The organism is Hansschlegelia sp. KR7-227 (genome assembly GCF_049446035.1).
Lineage (GTDB): Bacteria > Pseudomonadota > Alphaproteobacteria > Rhizobiales > Methylopilaceae > Methylopila.
Genome location: NZ_JBMSEA010000001.1, coordinates 2,345,416 through 2,366,210 on the forward strand (window position 1 = coordinate 2,345,416; position 20,795 = coordinate 2,366,210).

The window sequence follows — 20,795 nt, forward strand, 5'->3', positions numbered from 1 at the left end:
CACGAAGCCTTGCGCGGGCGCAAGGCCGGGTCGTCGCGGCTCGGGGTTGCAGGAGGACGCGAGCGACCGTCGACGTCGTCCGCAGGAGCGATCAGCGTCGCGAATGGGGCAGGCCATTATCATTGGCTTGGCCGGCCCGCGCCGATCCTCCATAAGGCCCGACGACCCGCCGGGCGGCGGCTGACGGGAGATCGCGCATGCGTCTGCTCATTCTCGGCGCCGGCGGCGTCGGCGGCTATTTCGGGGCTCGGCTGGCGGCCGCCGGGGTCGACGTCACGTTTCTCGTGCGCGAGGGGCGCGCCGCGCGGCTTGCCCAGGACGGGCTGGTCGTCGCCAGCCCGCATGGCGACCTCACGCTGCCGGTCGCGGCCGTCACCGAGGCGCGCGAGCCGTTCGACGCCGTGCTGCTGTCCTGCAAGGCCTACGACCTCGACAGCGCCATGGAGGCGATCGCGCCGGCGGTCGGCGCGGACACGCTGGTGCTGCCGCTGCTCAACGGCCTCAGGCATCTCGACGCGCTCGACGCCCATTTCGGCGCGGAGCGCGTCATTGGCGGCCTGGCGCAGATCGTCGTGACGATGACGGCGGAGGGCGTGATCCGCCAGCTCACCCCGCTGCAGCGGCTGATCCTGGGCCCGCGCGTCGAGGCGCAGGCGGAGCGCTCGGCGACGCTGCACGCCGAACTGGCGCGCGGCGGGTTCGACCCCTCGCTCAGCGCCGACATCATGCAGGACATGTGGCAGAAGTTCACGATGCTGACGACCTTCGCCGGCATGACCTGCCTGATGCGCGCGCCTGTGGGCGCGATCGTCGCGACGAACGAGGGCGCGGCGATCGCCGAGGAGCTGCTGCAGGAATGCGCCGCGGTCGCGACCGCGAACGGCCATCCGCCGCGCGCGGCCTTCCTCGCCGAGGCCCGCGCGATGATCACAGCGCCAGGCTCGCCGAACACGGCGTCCATGCTGCGCGACCTCGAAAGCGGCGGCCGCACCGAGCACGACCACATTCTCGGCGACATGCTGGCCCGCGCCCGCGCCGCCGCAATCCCCGCGCCCATCCTCAGGATCGCCTACGCCCATATGCAGGCCTACGCGGAACGACGGGCGGGTTAGAGCGTGACTAAGTACGGCGAGCTTCCGTTCCCCTTCTTACAACTGGCTCGATATATCTGATGCCCGTGTAGAATCGGGACGTCGGCGTGTTTTTAAAGCATCGGTCGAGATCTTTTGTGACAACGCCGAAAGTCTGAGATGAAAAATCATCAGCCCACCGCATTGCCTTGTTGACAATGTCGTCACCGCCCACATCGGCGCTACCATAGAGGAGGGTTGTACCTTGGGGCAGTAGATGCTGATCGAAAATTGGCCTTTCTCTCTTGTTATAAGATGAGATATTACTTAAATCAGAATCAACAATAACAGCCAACTTTTTGTCTTTGCCTATAATGCCCGCCTCGAAAATGTGGTTCAGGGATAGTAGCCATCCAAGATTTTCGATTTTATCGCACGGATCCTTAAATAGAATTGCAACTGGGCTATCGGGTCTCCAAAACCGATCGAGTTCCCCTTTCACGGGGGCCCACACAGCCTCAAAGCTCACTAGAGCCGTCGCTGATACGCGATGATCTCCCACCCTACGCGTATTCGTATCAATCGCACAGAAAAAGTCGAAATGACTTTCCAGTGCGTCTGCGGAATCGAAGTAAGTTCCAGACGTGGGCTGCGTTATCCTTCTTACAACCTTCGGACCTTTTTTTCTTTCATAACTTGTTTCGCTGTATGCCGATTCAAAGCCCTCGCCGAGAATAAGCTCCCCTCTCGGCCCGAAAGAAAAAGTGTATCCCGACACATCCGGCTTTGTCTGTGCATATATATACTCGTCGTGTTTCTTATTGTTATTATCTTTCTTATTCATCTGATTACTCCGCCGCCTCAAGCCTGCGAACCTCTGGCGGCTCTGGGAGGGTATGCTCCTCGTCCGCCTCGTCCTTCGGACCGACGAAGCGGCCGAACGTCCAGGCGAAGGCGCGCCTTATGTCGTCGAGGATGGTGAAGGCCGCCGGCACGAACACAAGGCTCAGCACCGTCGAGGCGATCAGGCCGCCGATCACGGCGATCGCCATCGGGGCCCGGAACGCGCCGCCTTCGCCGAGCGCAAGCGCGGACGGCACCATGCCCGCGGTCATCGCAACCGTGGTCATCACGATGGGCTGAGCGCGCTTGTGCCCGGCGTCGATCAGCGCCGTCGTGCGGTCCACGCCGCGGGCGATCTCCTCGATCGCGAAATCGACCAGCAGGATGGCGTTCTTGGTCACGATGCCCATCAGCATCAGGAAGCCGATCACCACCGGCATCGAGACGGACTCGTCGGCGATCAGCAGCGCGATCAGCGCGCCGCCGATCGACAGCGGCAGCGAGAGCAGGATCGTGACCGGCTGCGCGACGTCGGCGAACAGCAGCACGAGCACGGCGAACACCAGCAGCAGGCCGGCCGCCATGGCGATCGCGAAGCCCTCGAACACCTCGCGCATGATCTCGACGTCGCCGAACTCCTTGAGCGTCACGCCTGCGGGCAGGTCCTTCGCCTCCGGCAACGCCTTCACCGCCTCGAGCGCCTCGCCGAGGGGCACGCCCGGGGCGAGATCGCCTTCGATCGCGACCCGCCGGTCGCGGTCGTAGCGTTCGAGGCTGGTCGGTCCCTGCCCGAAGCGCACGTCGGCGACGGCGGTCAGCGGCACGCTGCCGCCGGCGTCGCGCCGCACCCTGAGCGCCTCGAAGGTCGCGAGATCGGCGCGCGCCGCCTCGTCGAGCTGCACCCTTATGTCGATCTGGCGGTCGCCGGCGGAGAACTTCGCGAGGTTCTGGGCGACGTCGCCGATGGTGGCGATCCGGACGGTCTCCGCGATCTGAGCCACCGAAACGCCGAGCTCCGCCGCCTCGTCGAGCTTCGGCAGGATGCGGATCTCCGGCCGGTCGATCGCCGCCGTCGAGATCACGTTGAGCAGGCCCGGAACCTTGGCCCGCACCGCCTGCTCGACCTTGACCGCCGTCTTCTCCACCGCCTCGCCGTCGGCGCCGGAGACGATCATGGTGAACTCGCGCTGGCCGCCGTCATTGCCGAAATTGGTGCGCAGGTCCGGGATCGCGGCGAGCTCCCTGCGCATCGCCGCCTCGAACTGCTTCTGCGTGAGGTCGCGCTCGGCGCGCGGAACGAGATTGACAATGAGGACGCCCTTGCGCACCTCGCTCGCCGCCGTCTGGAAGCCGCCCTGCATGTCGGAGCCGACGGTGGCGTAGACCGAGGAGACTTCCGGACGCGCCTTTAGCATCCCGGTGATGCGGTTCGCGACCGCTTCCGCCTGCTCGATCCTTGCGCCCGGCGGCAGCTCGATCTTGAGGATCGACCGCGAGGTGTCGCTCTCCGGAAGGAAGCCGGAGGGCAGGTAGCCTGCAAGCACGATCGAAGCTGCGAACACCGCGAAGCCCGCCGCGACGGTGACGAAGCGCCAGCGCACGCACCAGGCGAGCAGCTTCGTGTAGCTTCGCATGACGAAGCCGTCGCCCTCGTCGCGCGCGCCGTGGTCGCGCAGGAAGTAGGCGGCGGCGAGCGGCGTGATCAGCCGCGCGACGAGCAGCGAGAAGGCGACCGCGACCGCGACCGTGATGCCGAACTGCTTGAAATACTGGCCGGCGATCCCGCCCATGAACGAGACCGGCATGAAGACGGCGACGATGGTCGCGGTGGTCGCGACCACCGCGAGCCCGATCTCGTCGGCCGCCTCGATCGCCGCGCGGTAGGGCGATTTGCCCATGCGCATATGGCGTACGATGTTCTCGATCTCGACGATCGCGTCGTCGACCAGGATGCCGGTGACGAGCGTGATCGCGAGCAGGCTGACCGCGTTCAGCGAGAAGCCGAGCGTGCTCATCACCCAGAAGGTCGGCAGGATCGACAGCGGGATTGCGAGCGCCGTGATGATCGTCGCCCGGAAATCCCGCAGGAACACGAACACGACGACGACGGCGAGCGCAGCCCCCTCGAGCAGCGTGTGCATGGCCGAGTTGTAGTCGGCTTCCGTGAAGCGGACGGTCGTGTCGATCCGGGTCAGCGTCACGTCGGGCCGGGAGGCTTCGAGCTCCTTCAGCTTCGCCTCGGCGGCGTTCGCGACGACGACGTCCGAGAAGCCCTTCGCCCTGTAGACGCCGAAGGCGACGATGGGCTTGCCGTCGAGCTTGGCGGCGATCCGCGGCTCGGCGGAGCCGTCCCGCACCGTGCCGAGCTCCGACAGCGGTGCCTGGCGTCCGCCTGGCAGGACGATGCGCGTGGCGGCGAGCTGCTCGACCGTCAGGGCGCCGGCGAGCGTGCGGACCGACTGCTCCTGCGTCCCGACCTCGCCGCGCCCGCCCGCGAGGTCGACATTGGTGGCGCGCAGCTGCCGGTTGACGTCCGCCGCGGTGACGCCGAGCGCCTGCAGCCGCGCCGGATCGAGCGAGACCCGGATCTCCCGGTCGACGCCGCCCTCGCGCCGCACCTGCGCCACGCCGCGCACGGACTGGAGCGCGCGGATCACCCGGTCGTCGATGAACCAGGACAGCTCTTCGGGCGACATCGACGGCGCCGAGGCGGCGTAGGTCGCGATCGCCATGCCCTCGATGTCGATGCGCTGGATCAGCGGCTCCTCGATCGACTGCGGGAGCTCCGTGCGGATCTTGGTCACCGCGTCGCGCACGTCGTTGACGGCGCGGTCGACCTCTGTCTCGAGCTGAAACTCGATCGACGTGACGGAGACCCCGTCGCCGACATTGGAGGTGATGTGCTTGACGCCGGAGAGGCCGGCGACCGCGGTCTCGACCCGCTTCGTGACCTGCAGCTCGAGCTCGCTCGGCGCCGCGCCGTCCTGGGTGATGGTGACCGAGACCAGCGGCAGATCAATGTTCGGCATCCGCGTCACCGGCAGCGACGCGAAGGACGCGGCGCCGATCGCGGTGAGCACCACGAACAGGACGAGAGAGGGGATCGGCTTGCGGATCGCCCAGGCGGAGACGTTGAGCGCCATCAGTCTTCGCCCCGCGAGCGGCCGGCGTCGGCGCGCGTCTCGGGCGCTCTCACGGCTGTGATGCGGTCGCCGTCGCGCAGGAACCCGCCGGCCCGCGCGACCACCTCCTCGCCCTCCTGAAGGCCCTCGACCACCTCGACGCCCGTGGCGTCGCTCAGGCCGGTCCTCACCGGGCGATCGGCGACGACGCCGTCCTTGACGACCTGAACGCGCACGCCGTCTGCGTTGAACAGCAGCGCGGACTGCGGCGTGACCACGCCGACCCGGCGGGCGGTCTCGATCATGCCCCGCGCGAACAGGCCGGGCCGCAGACCCTTGTCGGCGGGCAGCGCGATCTTGATCAGGCCGAGCCGGCTCGTGGCGTCGACCGTGGGTTCGATCAGCCGCACTCTGCCGGCGACCGGCTCCGGAAAGCCCGCGACCTCGACGCGCGCCGGCTGTCCCACCGAGACCGAATGCAGCCGCGTCTCGGTCGCCTCCGCCGCCAGCTCGATCTCGCCATCGCGCACCAGCCGGAACAGCGGCTCGCCGGACATGCCCACGATCTGGCCCACCTGCGCCGTGCGGCTCGCGACGATCCCGGCGGCCGGCGCCTTCACCTCGGTGCGCGCGAGCCGAAGCTCGATCTCGCGGCGCTGGGCGAAGGCGAGGGTGCGCTCGGACTGCGCGACCTTGAGATTCTGCTTCTGGGCGGCCACGCGGGCCGCGGCGACGCGCGCGGCGGTCTGGCGCGCGGTCAGCGTCTCCTCCGTCGCGTTGCCCGTCCGCTTCAACGTGACGGCGCGCTGCAGCGAGGCGTCCGCCTCCACGACCGAAGCCTCGGCCTCGGCGATCGCGGCTTCAACCTGGGCGATCGCGGCCTCGGCGCGGGCGATGTTTGAGTCGTTCTGGACGAGCTGCGTCTCCACCATGTCGCGGTCCAGACGGGCGAGAACCTGTCCCTGCTCGACATGGTCGCCGACGTCGACGAGATAGGCTTCGAGCCGGAGCCCGTCGATCTGCGAGCCGACCAGGATTTCGTCGCGCGCGACCAGCGTGCCGGTGGTGACCAGCGTTTCGGCGATCTCGCGGCGCGTCGCCGTGGCGACGGTGATGGCGGGCGGCTTCGGCGCGGCCGGTTCGGTCGCCGCCTGCGCTCGGCCGGTCTCCAGGCCGCCGACCTTGGCGCGGATGTCGTCCTCGAACACATAGGCCGCGGCGCCCGCCGCCGCAGCGAGCAGCAGCGCGGCGATCGGCCAGCGCCGCCGTCTCGGCCGCGGCGCTGCAGAGCTCCCGCCGGTCGGCGTCGATGTGGGACGTTCCGGCTGCGACAGAGCGGCTTCGCGCGGCGGAATCATCGCGCCGCCTCCGGGGCGGCCACTGCGGCGGGCGGCGCGAGGAACAGCCGCACCGCGCGCTCATACATCGGCATCAGGCCTTTGAGCTCGGCCGCCGGCTCCAGCAGCAGGCGCATCAGCACGCCGTCGGTCAGCGCCATCAGGAATCGCACCGCTTCGCGGGGGTCGAGCGTCGCGTCGACCTGGCCGAGCGCCATGCCGCGCTCCAGGACGCGCATGATGATGTCTCCGACCACGTCGTCGCAGCGCATGGTGATTTCGCGCACGGCCGGGTTGCGCGCGGCCTCAGCGAGAAGCTCGGGGAACAGCGGCAGGCTTTCCGGCCTGAGATGGCCGACCAGGAACGCGCGCGCCGACTCGATCAGCGCGCCGACCACGTCCTCCGCCTCGAGCAGCGGCTCGAGCTGGAGGGGAATCTCGGCGCGGTCACGCTCGACGATCGCCTCGATGATCGCGTCCTTGGACGGGAAGTAGCGGTAGAGCGCGCCCGGGCTCATGCCGGCTTCGGCGCACACCGCCTGCATGCCGGTGGCGTGGAAGCCGCCGCGCGAGAAGCAGGCGATCGCGGCGTCGAGAATGCGCCGCCGCTGGTCTTCCGCCCGCCGCATGCGGGGATCGCGGTGAGGCGACAGATCGTTCAAGGAAGAGTTCCCCGCATAATGAGAGCGAACGTTCGTTCGCAGCATTAGCCGGGTCCGCGCCGATCCGCAAGCGACGGCATGGCCCGGGCGTGCGGCCGGACGTTGCGATCGACGCTCCGCTTACTCCTACGCCTTGCGCCGTAGCCATAGAGCGGGCCGGTTCCGGCCGCGGGGCCACGCCGCGCGTCGCGAGACCGGCGTCCCGACGATGGTCGGCCGTCATCACCTTTCCTCGCCTTGCGCCGCCGAAGGGCTTGTGGCAGGTTCCGCGCGCTTTCGGGGCCGGCGCTCGCGCCGCCATCCGACGATCAGCTGTGGTAGCTCAGTGGTAGAGCACTCCCTTGGTAAGGGAGAGGTCGAGAGTTCAATCCTCTCTCACAGCACCAGTTTATAAGCTAAAACAATAGCTTACGCGTCTCGCCGAACGAGCGTCGGGCGGGGTGTTCCGGGAAGTCGTCGGAACCCCGTGCCGCTGGACGCCGAATCCGTGACGCCGCGGGGACTGGATGCGGCGGGGTCCGGGCGGATCTCCCGACGCCATGTTGCGGCAACGCCGCCTCGCGCGTCGCCCGATGCGTCCGTATCGACGCCGCTAGGCTCGGTCGGAGGCGGACCGCGACGTCGCTGACCCGCGGCTCCGGGCGGTGAAGGACCTCCTAGCGTCCTGCGCCCCGTACCACCCACGCAGCCACGCTTCGCGACGCCGCCCGGTCCGGTGAGGGCAGGCGGTCGCGGCCTCGCCACGAACGAACGCCTGACGGCCCTCGTGGGCGTCCTCCTGATCCGTCATGTCCACGGTTCGCAGCCTTCATTCGTTTGCGGACATTTCGGGTCGCGGAAGTCCATGCGTCTATCGAGATCGGCGAGGATCGCGCTCGCGGCCGAGCTGTCGAGCCGCAACTCCATGAAGGCCGACCGAAGGCGCCGAAGCGCCCGCTGCAGACCCTCAGGCGCGTTCGCCCGTTCGGCGACGAAGGCGTCGATCGTCGCGCCGGCCCGAGCGACCGCCTTGTCGTCGTTCGCGAGGGCTGAAACCGAGAAGATGGCCAAGCAGTCGTCAATCGATGGCATGCGGGCATGCTAGGCGGGGACCTGCGTCGAACAACCTGAAAATCGCGTGGAGCGGCGCGACTGAGGTGGTTGAGCGTCTTTTACCCTCGGTCACGGAAGCAAACTACGTACGGGTATAATGCGCGTGGCCGCGGGCCGGAGCGAGATTGCTCCGGCAGGCGCGCCCACCCGTTCGGGCAGGGGTCGAAAGGAAACCACAGAGTCCGTCGCCGCCGTTCTCCAGGGAGCTCGCGCCCCCGATGCCCCCTTGGATTGAGCAAGGGCTCAAGTCTCGTATGTTCCAGGTCGTCCGGTCCGCCGGCAAAGGCATCGCCGAAGCCGAGAGCAGGATCGGCGCGGCCCGTTCCCCCAACCCCCTTCACGAGCCGCCGCATGACCGACGCCACGCCGCTGCGCCTTCAGGTCGATGGACGCGACATCGCCGTCCTGCTTCGCGAAGGCGACGGACCCTGCGTGGTCTGGCTCGGCGGGTTTCTGTCCGACATGACCGCGACCAAGGCGAGCGCGCTCGACGCATGGTGCGCGAAGAAGGGCCGCGCCTGCCTGCGGTTCGACTATTCCGGGCACGGCCAGTCCGGCGGCCGCTTCGTGGACGGCGTGATCGGCCACTGGCTGGAGGACGCGGTCGCCGTGATCGAGCGCTTCGCCGGACCCGCGCCGGTTCTGGTCGGCTCCTCCATGGGCGGTTGGATCGCTCTGCTCGCCGCCCGCGCGATGGCCTCTCCGCCGTCCGGCCTCGTGCTCGTCGCCCCCGCCGTCGACTTCACCGAGGAGCTGATTTGGGCGGGCCTTTCCGAGGAGGCCCGGGCGGCGGTCCTGACGGACGGCGTCTGGCTGCGGCCGAGCGAATATTCGCCCGAGCCGACGCCCTTCACCCGCGCCCTGTTCGAAGAAGGCCGCCGGCACCTGATGCTCGGAGGCCCGATCACGATCGGCGCGCCGATCCATATCCTGCAGGGCATGGAGGATCCCGACGTGCCCTGGTCCCACGCCATGCGTCTGGTCGAGAATCTCGCGGACGACGACGTGGTCGTGACGCTGATCAAGGACGGCGATCACCGCCTGTCGCGGGACGAAGATCTCGCGCGCCTGATCGAAGCCGTGGACGGCGTGGCGCCACGGGCATGAGGGGGCTCGCTTCCGCGGAATCGACGCGGCTAAAGTCGGCTCCAGCCTGATTCGGAGCCGCCGCCGCGGTTTGGATATACGCATGATGTCGCTGTTCCGCGCGTTTCGCTCGAAGCCCCAGACCGCCCGTCCCACGCCGCGACGCGGCGACGGCGCGCTGCTGCTCGAGACGCGGCTGGGCGACGTGCCGATCACCGTCCGCCGCTCGTCCCAGGCCCGGCGGATGACGTTGCGCGTGCGCGCGGCGACGCGCGACGTGACGTTGACGCTGCCGCCCCACGCCTCGATCGCTGGCGCGCGCGACTTCGTGGAGCGGCACGTGCCCTGGATCGAGCAGCGGCTGGCGCGGCTGCCCGACCGCGTGCCCTTCGCGCCCGGCGAAATCATTCCGATCCGCGGCGTGGCGCACAGAGTGTCGTTGCGCGAGAACGCTCGCGGCGTCGTGCGGATCGAGCCGGGCCTTCGCGGCGAGCCGCCGGCGCTCGCCGTCCACGGCCTGCCGGCGCATGCGGCGCGCCGCATCGCCGACTTCCTCAAGCGTGAGGCGCGCGCCGACCTGCAGGTCTCCGTCGCGCGCCACGCGGCGACGCTGGGCGTCACGGTGGGACGGTTGACGCTGAAAGACACGAAAAGCCGCTGGGGCTCCTGCTCGGCGAGCGGCGACCTCGCCTTCTCGTGGCGCCTGATCCTCGCGCCGGCCTTCGTGCTGGACTATCTCGCCGCCCACGAGGTCGCGCATCGCCGTGAGATGAACCATGGGGCGCGCTACTGGGCGCATGTGGCGCGCCTGACGCCGGATTACGAGCGCGCGGAAAGCTGGCTGAAGGCGCACGGCGCCGCGCTGCACCGCTACGGCTGAAGCCGGTCCGTCATCCGAACGGCCACGACCGGCGCGACGCATGATGGCGCGCATGCGGCAATCCGAACTCGTCCAGCACGAGCGCATAGCCATGCGCGTCCTTCGGCCGTCGCTTCGCCGCCGTCATCAGCACGCGCCCGGTCGCCGCCACGGCGCGGTGGACCGGGCTGAGCTCGACCGCGCGGCCGAACAGCAGGCCGGCCCGCTCCGCTAGATGCGCGCGGCTGAGCGGCGACCGGTTCAGGCGATAGGTCAGGAACAGCCTGTCGGACAGGTCGAAGTCGAAATCGATCGTCAGCGGCGCGCCGTCCTGGCGCATCGCGGCGAGCCGGGCCGACGCTTCCCCGTAGCGCGCCGTTCGCCGGATCAGCCGCGGCGGTCGTCCGCCCAGGGCTCGAGCCAGCGGATGAGAAGCGAGGCCCAGCCTGGCGAGCCGCGCTGCGCCGTCGCGCGGATCCTCGTCCGTCCGGAAGACATGATCCGCCGTCAACCGCTCGGCGAACCCGCGCGCGGCCGCGCGCTGATCGCCGGCCGCAAAGCGCGCCTGCAGCGCGGCGGCGACCGTCGAGACGTCGCCGGATCTCCCGTCGACCACGAAGCTTTGCCGACAATAGATACCCTCGCCACAGCAGACCGTCGTCGCCCCGCGCGTCGCGGCCTCGAGTCCGACCGCGCTATTGACGGTGAGACAGACCTTTGCGCGATCGAGCCAGTCGCCGAGCCGCGTCTCTCCGTCGACTGAGAGGCGAGTGTCCCTCGGAAGATTGAGGCGCGCGTCCGGGGCTTCCTCGGGATGCGGCCGCGCGACCACGCGCCAGTCGCCGCCGAGGCGGCTCGCGATCTCCAGCGCGAAAGCGACGAGGTCGCGCATCCGCGTGATGCCAGGGGCGTGCAGCAACAGGTTGGAGTCGTCGTGCACTTGAAGCGGCACGAACAGCACGTTCTCGCGCTCTCTCGGCTGCGCGTCGTCGTCGCCGAGCGACGCCACGGCGCGCAATGATCCATCCGCGATGGACGCGTCGCCGTTGACGCCGCAGGGGTCAACGAACACGCCGTCCGCGCCGGGCGCCCGCTCCATGAATCCCCCGGGCAGGCCTCGCGCGGCCTTGTATGTCCTCAGCGCGTTGGCCCAGACCCCGGTGTAGCCGTTCCACGCGAACACGGCCGCCGGCCCGAGCCTGTCCAGCCCCTGCCAGATGCGCCGAGACGAGCGGACAACGCCGGCCAGCGCCTTGTCGTCGAACGCCCACCCCTGGCGCTCTCGACGAAGAGCTTCGAGCCGGCAGAGATCCGTCGCATCGACATCGAAGCCGGGATCGTAGAACGGCCCGACGCGCGGGAGATCCGCCACGGCCAGCGACTGCACGTCGTGAAGCAGAAACAGGCTGGCGGCGCCCGGATCGTCGATCAGCGCGACCGGCTCGAAACCGGCGGCCTGGCAGGCGAGCGCGAGCGGCAGCACGCGCGTCCGGTTCTCGAAGGCGTCGCCGGACTGGACCAGCGCGATCGGCCGCCGGCTCACGGCGCTCCGCCCTCGCCCGTCCCGAACATGGCCAGCGGACGCCCGCCGCCATGGCGCTCCCGCACGGCCTGTGACAGCGCGTCGAGCGAATCAAGCAGGTCTGCGTCCCGGCGCTCCAGCCTGCGGAGCAGCGCGATCACCGCGTCGGCCCCGTCGGCCACCGTCGGCAGCGCGAGCGGAAGCAGCGACTCCGCGCCCAGCGCGTTCGCGATCACGATCTTGCCCGCGAGCAGCGCCTCGACGTTCTTGACGTTGACGCCCGGCTGCACGAGCGCCGGCGACAGCAGCACGTCGATCCGATCGTAGAACTTCCCGAGATCGTCGACGATCCCGAGGCTCTCGACATTGCGGCGCAGCAGAAAGAGCGGCGCGACCTGGCGCGCTTGCGTCACCGGTCCGGCGAGCGTCAGCGTGCTGTCCGGCGAGAAGCGCTCGATCGCCGGCCACCACTCCTTCAGAACGAGCGCCAGCGCCTGCCGGTTGGCGGCCATGCCGCTTCCGATGAAGCCGAAGCGCAGAGGGCCTGCAAGGTTTCGCCAAGCGAGCGTCGGTTCAGTCGCCCGAAAGCTCAAGGGATGGACGCGCACGTTGGCCAGGTTGAGCCTGCGCTCGAACAGCGCCTTGTCGGTCTCCGAGATGGCGAGAACCGTATCGCAGCGTCCCAGCAGCGCCTGTTCGCGCCGGCGCGTCGTCGCCTCGGGAAAAGCGAGCCCGGCGAGCGCGCCGCCCAGCGCGCGTCCGCGGTTCGACACCACGTCGTGGGCGTCGCAGACCAGCTTCGGGGCCGTCCCCTCTCCGGTCTCGACCAGCGCGACCATCCACGGGAACGACGTGACGACCGCGTCATAAGCGCCTTGCGCGATCAGCCTCGCGATCAGCGCTTGTCCCGATGCGCTGACGTCACGCGCTTCCCGCTCTTCGAAGCTCGGAGGCGGCGCGGAAAGGCCGAGCGCCCAGGCGGCCGCGTCGATCGCGCGGCGCTTCGCCCGGAGAAAACCGCGCGCCTCCCCGCCGGCATAGCCGTGGACGGCGCCGGCGAGCAGGCGGAGATAGGGCTCTGAGCGCGCGAAATCCGCCGGATCGGCGCGCTTGACGACGACGTCGACGGCGTAGCCGGAGTCGATCAGGTCGAGCGCGGTTGAGAGCGCCCGCTGATGCGATCCGACCTTGGGCGGCGCGAACAGGCCGGGAAACACGAACAGCGCCCGCTTCGCGCCCGGCGGGGCCGGGCGGACATAATCGGAGACGCCGTTTTCCACGTCGATGCGGCGCAGGCTCGCAAGATCGAGATTGGCCGCGACGCTGATCTCAGCGGTCGACAGCGCGTGCGGCCCGTCGTCCCCGTCGAGCAGCAGGAGGTCGTAAGGCCTGCGACGGTCGAGCAAAGCGGGTTCGAGGCCGAGGCCCGCCTCACCCCCGAGGGCGGGTCGCTCGCTCAAGAGCCAGGCGTCGCGCCCTGCCTCCTCGCGGATCGCTTCGGCCGCCGCCAGCGCCTTGGCGGCGCCCGGCGCCGAGGACAGGTCGACGGCGAGCAGCGTGCGCGTCTCGTCCCGCCGCTCCGGGTCGGCCTGGCCGGACCGGCGAAGGCGGTACGCAAACGGCATTCGCGACTCTCAGGGGTTGTGACGGCGGGCGACGGGTCCGCGCATAGTGACGGGCGCCCCTTCGGGGTCAAGCCGAGGCCGCGCCGTCAGCGCCCGCCGGTGGCGATCAGCGCGTTCAGGCGTTCGGCGAGAACCTCGGCGTCGCCGCTCAACGTCACCAGCTTCGACCGACCGGCCGCGCCGGAGACGATCGCGACGTCGGCCTTGCGCAAGGCCAGCGCCTTGGCGAGCCAGGCGACGAGCGCGGCGTTCGCCGCGCCCTCGACCGGCGGGGCCTTGACGCGGAGCTGCAGCGCGGGACGTCCGTCGGCCCCGCGGACCACGCCATCCAGACCGTCGCGCGCGGCCCGTGGCGTCAACCGCACGGCGAGCCGCACCCCGCCTGGCGTGGCGGAATAGGGCAGATCCTGCGAGGCCGGCGCGGGTCGCGACATGCGGGGATTGAGCGCGACGCGCGCCTTCGCGCAAGAGGCGCTTCGCGCTGCGCCGCAAAAACGCTATGCGTCGGCGGGCATGCCGCCGCGGACGATCTCCCGCGAGACCAGGAGGCCAAGTTTGCGCATTCTCGTCCTCCAGCACCTTTCCGTCGAACACCCCGGCTCTCTGCGCGATCTTTGGCGGGAGCGGGGCTGGGAGTGGATTCCGGTGGAGCTCGACGCCGGCGAGCCGATCCCGCCTCTCGAGGGCTTCGACGTGATGGTCGCGATGGGCGGTCCGATGGACGTGTGGGAGGAGGACCTCCACCCCTGGCTCGTCGCCGAAAAGCAGGCGATCCGCCGCTGGGTGACGGAGCTGAAGCGCCCTTATCTCGGCGTCTGCCTCGGTCACCAGCTGCTCGCCGACGCGCTCGGCGGCAAGGTCGGGCTAATGGGCTCGCCGGAAGTCGGCCTCACCAGCGTCGATTTCACCGACGCCGGCCGCTCCGATCCCCTGTTCGCCGGCTTCGAGCGCTCGCTCGACGTGTTCCAGTGGCATGGGGCGGAGGTCGCGGTCCTGCCCGAGGGCGGCGTCGCGCTGGCGTCGAGCCCGCTCTGCGCGGTGCAGGCCATGCGCTGGGGGCCGCACGCCTATGGCGTCCAGTTCCATGCCGAGATCATCGCGGAGACGGTGAGCGACTGGGAGCGCATCCCCGAATATATGGCGAGCCTGAAGCGGGCGCTCGGCGACGAAGCCGCGGCGGGGCTGGCGAACGAGGTGAGCCCGCGGCTGCCCGCGTTCCGCGACGTGGCGCGTCAGCTGGAAGGCAATTTCGCGGGGCTGATGGGCGAGGCCGTCGCCGCCGGGTGAGTGACGTGGTAACGCCGCGCGCCGCGACTGCGAACGGCAGGTCGACCGGACCAAGCGAAGGTCCCGCCGCGGCGGTCTAAAGCGTCACATTGAGCCGATCGCGCCCGGCGGGCTCGATCACCACACCTTGTCGACCGTATAGCCGTCTTTGCGCAGCAGCTCGACGAGGCCGTTCGGACCCGGCAGGTGCAGCGCGCCGACCGCGACCATCGTCGGCCCGGCCGCGAGCAGCGGCTCGGCGCGCTCGGCCATCAGCCGGTTGCGCCGATCGACGATGCCTTCGAGAAAGTCCGCATAGGCCGAGACGTCGAGATCCTTGCCGAAAGTGTCGCCCTTCATCGCGAGATACCAGCCGACTCGGCGCTCGCGGTAGAGCTTCAGCGTGGTCGTCTGGAGGTCGTCGCCGGAGGCCGGCTCCGCGACGGCGTCGCGGATCATCCGGCGCGCGGTGTCGTCGGAGACCGCGGAGACCGCCTTGAGCTGCTCGGTGACCGTCTCGAGCCCGACCACCCGGGCGCCGGCGTCGTTGCCCGCCTTCTCGATCGCCGCGTCGACGGTCGGCAGGCCGGCTTTCACCTGTCGGAGCTGACAGGCGGAGATCTGCAGGGTCATGCCGAGGAACCACGGCTTGACGACGCCCGCGACGGACGCCGGGATGCCTGCGTCACCGAGCCGGCGCTTGACCTCGGCGACCTGCTCCGGCGTCAGGCCTTCGAGCCCCTTGCCGGACATGTCGATGCCGTTTCGGGTGACGTAGGCGACCATCTCGGCCTGCGCCGCCGCGCCGTTGGCGTCGGCGAGCTCGATCGCGACCGTCTTCACCTCGCTCAACGCCGCGCGCACCGGCTCACTGAGCGAGACGAGGTCGGCCTCGGTCGTGTGCATGGTGCCGAACAGATAGGAGGTCGGACCGCCCTTGCCGGAGATGCGCCAGAGCAGCCCCTCCGCGTTCGGCACGGCGCGCGCCTCGGCCTCGAAGGCCGCGTATTTCTCGGGCGTTTCGGCCTTCGCCTTGGCGATGCGGTCGACGCCCGCGCAGGGCGGCGGCGCAGGCTCAGCCGCGCGCGCCGGTCCCTGGACGGACAGGAGGGCGACGGCGATCGCCGGAAGGAGGCGCGCAAAGAGGGGCATGGCGGGCTCCGCAGACAGCAGACCCGTCGCTTACCACCTCGCGCCGACCAAACCGTTAAGCGGATCTGCGAAACGTCCTCCCGGGGGAACGCTGGAAAGCCGGCGGCCCTCAGGCGTCGAGGATCGGGGCGAAGCCGCCATAGACGCGGCGGCGCTGGCCGTCGGCGGGAAGCGAGTCCGCTTCGAGCTCCATGCGGGGATCGCTCATGACCTTGGCCCAGCCGGCGTCGCGGACCTCCTTCGAAGGCCACTCCACCCAGCAATAGACCACCTTCTCATCGCCGGCCGCCTGCACCGCGCCCTTGAAGTCCGTGACCTCGCCGTCGGGCACGTCGTCGGCCCAGGCGTCGACGACGCGGACCGCTCCGTGCTCGCGGAAGATCGCCGCGGTGCGGGCCGCCATCGCGCGATAGGCCTCTTTCGCGCCGGCGGGCGCCGGCATCAGCGAGCCGTCGACATAGCCCATCCGGCCGCCGGAGCCGTCATCCACGAGCGGCGCGAAGCCCCCGAAGATCATCCGCTTGCCGTCGAAGGGCATCTCCTTGCCCATCTCCTCCATGCGCGGGTCGGTCATGATCTTCGCGTTGGCCGCGTCGCGCGTCGCCTTGTCCGGATATTCGATCCAGGAGAAGACGACGACCTCGTCGGGCTCCGCCTTCACCGTGCGCCTGAAATCGGTGACTTCCCCGTCCGGCACCTCGTCGCCCCAGGCCTCGACCATCCGCGTCGCGCCGAACTCCTTGAACAGGGGCGCCGCATGCGCGGCGTGCTGGAGATAGATCTCCTTCTTGGCGGCGGGCACCGCGAGAACGAACCCTTCGACATAGGCCATGGCGTCTCTCCTCTAGACCGCGCCCGCCTCCCCTCATCTTGGAGACCCGCCGGCCGCTCAGCGCCCCGGAGACCGCGGCCACGCGCCCCCCGAAACACAGCTTGACTATATATGTTGATATCAACATAATGGCCCATGTCAAAGCACGAAGACGTTTCCTTCGAGACGACGCGCCACATCCGCGACCACTGCTTGTGTCTCGCGAGCCAGCGGGCGGCCCGGGCGCTCGCGCGCCGCTTCGACGAGGCGCTGCGGCCGACCGGCCTGACCAGCGGCCAGTTCTCGCTGCTGACCTCGCTCAACCGGGAGGAGCCGCCGTCGATCGGCTCGGTCGCCGCGCTGCTCGCGATGGACCGCACGACGCTGACCGCCAACCTCAAGCCGCTCGAGCGGCGCGGCCTGCTCGTCTCAGGGGTCGATCCGGACGACCGCAGGGGCCGCCGGCTGGCGCTGACCGAGGCGGGCCGTGCGCTGCTCGCCGCCGCGACCCCGATTTGGCGCCGCACGCATGAGGTCGTCGATCAACGGCTCGAGGAGAGCGAGGCACAGGCGCTGCGCGCCGGCCTGCGGAGGCTGGCGTGACGCGGTGCATGCGACCTGCCTCCGTTGCAGGGGCGCGCGGCCGAGGGGACGTCGCTCCGCCCTACCGCCTGGGGCGAAAACTGCGCTAAGAGGCCCCATGCCGCTCTCCCCCGACGAAGTCGAACGCTACGCCCGCCACATCGTGCTCCGCGAGATCGGCGGGCCAGGGCAACAGAAGCTGAAGCGCGCCCGGGTGCTGGTGGTCGGCGCCGGTGGGCTCGGCAGCCCGTTGATGCTCTATCTCGCCGCCGCCGGCGTCGGGACGATCGGCGTCGTCGACGACGACGTCGTGTCGCTCTCAAACCTGCAGCGGCAGGTGCTGCACATGACCGAGGATGTCGGGCGGCTGAAGACGCAGTCCGCGACGGACGCCGTGGGTCGCGTCAACCCGCATGTCGTCGTCGAGCCCAATGCCTTCCGCCTGGACGCCGCCAATGCGCTCGACCTGATAGGGCGCTACGACCTCGTCGCCGATGGCTCGGACAGCTTCGCGACCCGCTACCTCGTCGCCGACGCGTGCGCGCTAGCGAAGCGGCCGCTCGTCACGGCCTCGCTCGGCGCCTTCGACGGGGCGCTGACGACGATCCGCGCGCACGAAACAGGGCCCTCGGGCGAGCCGAACCCCACCTGGCGCTGCCTGTTTCCCGAACCGCCCCCGGCCGGGACCGTGCCGACCTGCGCGGAGGCCGGGGTTCTTGGCGCGCTCGCGGGGATGATGGGCTCGATGATGGCCATTGAGGTCGTCCGCGAGATCGTCGGCTTCGGCGAGGGTCTCGTCGGCCGCCTGCTCGTGGTCGACGCCCTCGCGATGCGGTTTGAGACGGTCGCCTACGCCTGGGATCCGGACAATCCGGTCACGGGCGTCGCGCCCACCATCCGCGATCTGTCGGTTCACGCGCACGCTTGAGCCCGCCGCCAGGCGATCCCCTCGCCCGAGCCATGACAAGGCCAACGGCCGGCGCGCGATTCAGCCGTAGATCGACCTCTGGTCAGGCAGGCGGCCGGAGCCTCGGGTCCTTGCAGCGAAGATGCGCCGCGCAGCGCGGTCACCGCGTCCAGACGAACGCCCCGCCGGAGCGCCGCATCACCTTGAGCGTTCCGTCGTCGGCCTTCACGGCGAGATAGCAGCTCTCGCGCTTGGCGTCGCCGAGCGTCATGCAGAAGCCGAGGTCGTCGAGCCGCCACGTGCCCTCGCCCGCCGAGCCGGCTCGGCCGCCGGTACGGGTCAGCTTGCCGCCCGGCAGGAATGCGAAGCTCGACTTGCCGCCGCCCGGGCCGACGGTGGAGACCGTTCGCCCGTCGAACCAGCCGGTTTCGAGCTGTTTCGGTCCCAAGAGCTCGGCCGCGCCGAGCGGCGAGGTCGCGGCACCGAGGACGAGAGCGGCTAAGGCAAGGCGCATGACAGCCTCCGCGTCGATGTTTACTTTATGTTCTTTAGAACATGAAGAGAACAAATGCGGTTGTCAAGCGCGGTGATCTCGCGTCGCCCGACGGGCGACCGACCGGCGAGCGAGGCCCGCCGCCCCTGCGCCGGCGCGCAGCTGCGCGCCCTGAGAGGACCGGCGGCGCGGCGACGGCCCGCCCCCGGCGAGCCCCGAAGATCAGAGCATGGCTGGGAGGACGCGGTCCGGCGGGCGGTGGCCGTCCATGAAGGTCTTGATGTTGACGATGACCTTCTCGCCCATGTCGACCCGGCCTTCCAGCGTCGCGGAGCCCAGATGCGGCAGCAGCACCACCCGGTTCTGGCGGGCGAGCTTGACGAGCTTGGGGTTCACCGCCGGCTCGTTCTCGAACACGTCGAGGGCCGCGCCGGCAAGTTCTCCGGCCTCCAGCATGCGGGCGAGCGCGTTTTCGTCGATCACCTCGCCGCGGGCGGTGTTCACGACATAGGCGTCGCGCTTCAGCAACTTGAGACGGCGCGCCGACAGCAGGTGGTAGGTCGCCGGGGTGTGCGGGCAGTTGACCGAGACGATGTCCATGCGGGCGAGCATCTGGTCGAGGCTTTCCCAGTAGGTCGCCTCGAGCTGGTCTTCCACGGTCGCTGGCAGCCGCTTGCGATTGTGGTAGTGGATCGAGAGGCCGAAGGCCTTGGCGCGCCGCGCGACCGCCTGGCCGATGCGGCCCATGCCGACGATGCCGAGGCGCTTGCCCCAGATCCGCCGCCCCAGCATCCACATCGGCGACCAGCCGTTCCACTCGTGCTCGTCCGGAATGACGCGGGCGCCTTCGGCGATGCGGCGCGGTCCGGCGAGGATCAGGCCCATCGTCATGTCGGCGGTGTCTTCGGTCAGCACGCCGGGCGTGTTGGTCACCGTGATCCCGCGGGTCAGCGCGGTCTGCACGTCGATATTGTCGACGCCGTTGCCGAAATTCGCGATCAGCCGCAGGTTCTCGCCGGCCTTGGCGAGCAGGGCCGCGTCGATCCGGTCGGTCACGGTCGGCACGAGCACGTCGGCCTCGCGCACGGCCTCGACCAGCTGGTCGGCCGTGAAGGGGGCGTCTTCGTGGTTGAGGCGGGCGTCGAAGAGCTCGCGCATCCGCGTCTCGATGACGTCCGGCAGACGTCGGGTCACGACGACGAGCGGGCGCTTCTTCATGGCCGTCGACCTTTCTCGGGGGCTCTCGGCTTTACGGTTAATCCCTCGTCAAGATCGTCGAGGGATGCTCGCAGGCGCGGACGGATCGCCCGGCGGTCCCGAAGGACGTCGCGCCGTCTCTAGCAGACGGCGGGCGGAACGCAATACGGCGACGAAAGACGGAGCGCCTCGCGCCATGATTCGAGTTCTGACGTTTCGGCTCGCCGCGCTGGCCGCCGTCCTGGGCGCGGTCGCCCTGCAGCCGGCGGCCGAGGCGGTCGCGCAGGCCGCCAAGGTGGACGCCGCCGGCGCGATGATCGGGCCGGCCTCCGGCCTGCCGATCCCCCGCTATGTCAGCCTGAAAGCCGGCAAGGTCTATGTTCGCCAGGGCCCGACCAAGGAGCATCCGGTCTCCTTCATCTACCGGCGGGCGGGCGAGCCGGTCGAGATCACGGCGGAATACGACAATTGGCGCCGCATCCGCGATTCGGAGGGGTCCGAGGGCTGGGTGTGGCACAGCCTGCTGTCCGGCCGGCGCACCGCGCTGGTCGCGCCGTGGGCGAAGGAGGCGGCGCTGCCGATCCGCGTCAAGGCGAGCGCAGATCAGCGCATGTCGGCGCGACTCGAGCCGAAGGTGCTGGTCGAGGTGCGACGCTGTGACGGGTCGTGGTGCCGGGTCGAGGGCGACGGCTTCGAAGGCTACATCGAGCAGGAGCGCCTCTGGGGCGTCTATCCCGGCGAACGCTTCGACTGACGGGCGCGCTCGAGGACGCTCTCGGGCTCACCACCAGTCGTCGCGCATATATTGGCGGCAGGTGTAGCCGATGAAGCACTCGGGCCGGTCGGCCGATCGTATCCACGCCGGCTTGGTCACCTCGCCGCTCTGGCAGCCCCGATCGTCTCGGACGAAACGGTCATAGGTGTTGGCACCGGTGCTGATCACGACGGCCCCGCGCTGAGCTACGACCCCCTGCAAGGCCTTGCAGGACAGCGCGGGCGCATAGGGCCGCTTCGCGGCCTCGGCGCCGGTGGCGGCCGCGCAGGCCAGAGAGACGAGCGCGATTCGGGCGAATCCTGATCGCGTCATCGGGCGCCTCCGCAGATGACGACCGCTCTCGCGGCCGGAGCCAAACTTGCGCTCGCCGCTTCGCAAAACAAAACGGCCGCCG

21 protein-coding genes and 1 tRNA gene are annotated in these 20,795 nt (G+C 69.8%); 8 read left to right on the forward strand and 14 right to left on the reverse strand.

The genetic code is table 11. The annotated features are described in order from the left end of the window. Nucleotides 1–197 precede the first annotated feature (197 nt). Nucleotides 198–1,112 carry a 2-dehydropantoate 2-reductase gene (gene panE, locus ACO2RJ_RS10975; RefSeq protein ID WP_423268052.1) on the forward strand — a complete coding sequence of 305 codons (915 nt, stop codon included), beginning with the start codon at nt 198–200 and terminating at the stop codon, nt 1,110–1,112. Between the two features lie 7 nt (nt 1,113–1,119). Here panE and ACO2RJ_RS10980 read toward each other — a convergent pair whose 3' ends face one another. Genes ACO2RJ_RS10980 through ACO2RJ_RS10995 form a run of 4 tightly spaced genes read right to left on the reverse strand, consistent with a single transcriptional unit; the run spans nt 1,120 to nt 7,034 of the window. Beyond that, complete coding sequence (locus ACO2RJ_RS10980; protein ID WP_423268053.1) at nt 1,120–1,914, reverse strand: hypothetical protein; 795 nt, start codon at nt 1,912–1,914, stop codon at nt 1,120–1,122. A gap of 4 nt (nt 1,915–1,918) precedes the next feature. Beyond that, nucleotides 1,919–5,056: an efflux RND transporter permease subunit gene (locus ACO2RJ_RS10985; RefSeq protein WP_423268054.1), complete on the reverse strand. Its 3,138-nt coding sequence runs from the start codon at nt 5,054–5,056 to the stop codon at nt 1,919–1,921. Next, the gene (locus tag ACO2RJ_RS10990) at nt 5,056–6,393 is read right to left on the reverse strand and encodes an efflux RND transporter periplasmic adaptor subunit (protein ID WP_423268055.1); all 1,338 of its coding nucleotides are present in this window, start codon (nt 6,391–6,393) and stop codon (nt 5,056–5,058) included. The genes ACO2RJ_RS10985 and ACO2RJ_RS10990 overlap by 1 nt, the downstream gene beginning before the upstream one ends. Then, nucleotides 6,390–7,034, reverse strand: coding sequence for a TetR/AcrR family transcriptional regulator (locus tag ACO2RJ_RS10995; RefSeq protein WP_423268056.1), 645 nt, complete (start codon nt 7,032–7,034; stop codon nt 6,390–6,392). The genes ACO2RJ_RS10990 and ACO2RJ_RS10995 overlap by 4 nt, the downstream gene beginning before the upstream one ends. Before the next feature lie 311 nt (nt 7,035–7,345). Here ACO2RJ_RS10995 and ACO2RJ_RS11000 point away from each other — a divergent pair. Then, nucleotides 7,346–7,420 (forward strand) — tRNA-Thr (locus ACO2RJ_RS11000). 206 nt (nt 7,421–7,626) lie between these two features. Here ACO2RJ_RS11000 and ACO2RJ_RS11005 read toward each other — a convergent pair. Continuing rightward, complete coding sequence (locus ACO2RJ_RS11005) at nt 7,627–7,824, reverse strand: ribosome modulation factor (RefSeq protein WP_423268959.1); 198 nt, start codon at nt 7,822–7,824, stop codon at nt 7,627–7,629. Continuing rightward, entirely contained in the window at nt 7,821–8,084 is a 264-nt protein-coding gene (locus tag ACO2RJ_RS11010) for a hypothetical protein (RefSeq protein ID WP_423268057.1), read from the reverse strand. Before ACO2RJ_RS11010 ends, ACO2RJ_RS11005 begins: the two co-directional genes overlap by 4 nt. 393 nt (nt 8,085–8,477) lie before the next feature. On the opposite strand from ACO2RJ_RS11010, the gene ACO2RJ_RS11015 reads away from it, so the two are divergent. Continuing rightward, nucleotides 8,478–9,233, forward strand: coding sequence for an alpha/beta hydrolase (locus tag ACO2RJ_RS11015; protein ID WP_423268058.1), 756 nt, complete (start codon nt 8,478–8,480; stop codon nt 9,231–9,233). An 85-nt stretch (nt 9,234–9,318) separates the two neighbouring features. After that, a complete protein-coding gene (locus tag ACO2RJ_RS11020; RefSeq protein WP_423268960.1) occupies nt 9,319–10,092 on the forward strand; it encodes a M48 family metallopeptidase in 774 nt (257 codons plus the stop codon). Between the two features lie 10 nt (nt 10,093–10,102). Here the strand turns inward: ACO2RJ_RS11020 and ACO2RJ_RS11025 are convergent, their stop codons facing one another. The 3 genes from ACO2RJ_RS11025 to ACO2RJ_RS11035 form a co-directional block, all read right to left on the reverse strand. Beyond that, nucleotides 10,103–11,614 (reverse strand): hypothetical protein, encoded by a 1,512-nt coding sequence (locus ACO2RJ_RS11025; protein WP_423268059.1) that lies wholly within the window; start codon nt 11,612–11,614, stop codon nt 10,103–10,105. After that, nucleotides 11,611–13,218, reverse strand: coding sequence for a glycosyltransferase (locus ACO2RJ_RS11030; protein WP_423268060.1), 1,608 nt, complete (start codon nt 13,216–13,218; stop codon nt 11,611–11,613). The genes ACO2RJ_RS11025 and ACO2RJ_RS11030 overlap by 4 nt, the downstream gene beginning before the upstream one ends. 86 nt (nt 13,219–13,304) lie before the next feature. After that, nucleotides 13,305–13,652 (reverse strand): DUF167 family protein, encoded by a 348-nt coding sequence (locus tag ACO2RJ_RS11035; protein ID WP_423268061.1) that lies wholly within the window; start codon nt 13,650–13,652, stop codon nt 13,305–13,307. Between the two features lie 121 nt (nt 13,653–13,773). On the opposite strand from ACO2RJ_RS11035, the gene ACO2RJ_RS11040 reads away from it, so the two are divergent. Next, nucleotides 13,774–14,505, forward strand: coding sequence for a type 1 glutamine amidotransferase (locus tag ACO2RJ_RS11040; protein ID WP_423268062.1), 732 nt, complete (start codon nt 13,774–13,776; stop codon nt 14,503–14,505). 117 nt (nt 14,506–14,622) lie between these two features. Here ACO2RJ_RS11040 and ACO2RJ_RS11045 read toward each other — a convergent pair whose 3' ends face one another. Next, nucleotides 14,623–15,636, reverse strand: coding sequence for a TraB/GumN family protein (locus tag ACO2RJ_RS11045; RefSeq protein WP_423268063.1), 1,014 nt, complete (start codon nt 15,634–15,636; stop codon nt 14,623–14,625). A gap of 109 nt (nt 15,637–15,745) precedes the next feature. After that, nucleotides 15,746–16,468: a DUF1428 domain-containing protein gene (locus tag ACO2RJ_RS11050; protein ID WP_423268064.1), complete on the reverse strand. Its 723-nt coding sequence runs from the start codon at nt 16,466–16,468 to the stop codon at nt 15,746–15,748. A gap of 135 nt (nt 16,469–16,603) precedes the next feature. Between ACO2RJ_RS11050 and ACO2RJ_RS11055 the strand changes: the two genes are divergently transcribed. Next, nucleotides 16,604–17,050 (forward strand): MarR family winged helix-turn-helix transcriptional regulator, encoded by a 447-nt coding sequence (locus ACO2RJ_RS11055; RefSeq protein WP_423268065.1) that lies wholly within the window; start codon nt 16,604–16,606, stop codon nt 17,048–17,050. Nucleotides 17,051–17,147: 97 nt separating this feature from the next. Then, a complete protein-coding gene (locus ACO2RJ_RS11060) occupies nt 17,148–17,957 on the forward strand; it encodes a HesA/MoeB/ThiF family protein (RefSeq protein ID WP_423268066.1) in 810 nt (269 codons plus the stop codon). Nucleotides 17,958–18,096: 139 nt separating this feature from the next. Here ACO2RJ_RS11060 and ACO2RJ_RS11065 read toward each other — a convergent pair whose 3' ends face one another. Both ACO2RJ_RS11065 and ACO2RJ_RS11070 read right to left on the reverse strand, forming a co-directional pair. Further along, nucleotides 18,097–18,450, reverse strand: a complete 354-nt coding sequence (locus tag ACO2RJ_RS11065) for a hypothetical protein (protein WP_423268067.1) — start codon at nt 18,448–18,450, stop codon at nt 18,097–18,099. Between the two features lie 201 nt (nt 18,451–18,651). After that, nucleotides 18,652–19,647 carry a 2-hydroxyacid dehydrogenase gene (locus ACO2RJ_RS11070; protein WP_423268068.1) on the reverse strand — a complete coding sequence of 332 codons (996 nt, stop codon included), beginning with the start codon at nt 19,645–19,647 and terminating at the stop codon, nt 18,652–18,654. Nucleotides 19,648–19,822: 175 nt separating this feature from the next. On the opposite strand from ACO2RJ_RS11070, the gene ACO2RJ_RS11075 reads away from it, so the two are divergent. Beyond that, nucleotides 19,823–20,380, forward strand: a complete 558-nt coding sequence (locus tag ACO2RJ_RS11075) for an SH3 domain-containing protein (protein WP_423268069.1) — start codon at nt 19,823–19,825, stop codon at nt 20,378–20,380. 27 nt (nt 20,381–20,407) lie between these two features. Here ACO2RJ_RS11075 and ACO2RJ_RS11080 read toward each other — a convergent pair whose 3' ends face one another. After that, nucleotides 20,408–20,713, reverse strand: a complete 306-nt coding sequence (locus ACO2RJ_RS11080) for a hypothetical protein (RefSeq protein ID WP_423268070.1) — start codon at nt 20,711–20,713, stop codon at nt 20,408–20,410. Nucleotides 20,714–20,795 lie beyond the last annotated feature (82 nt).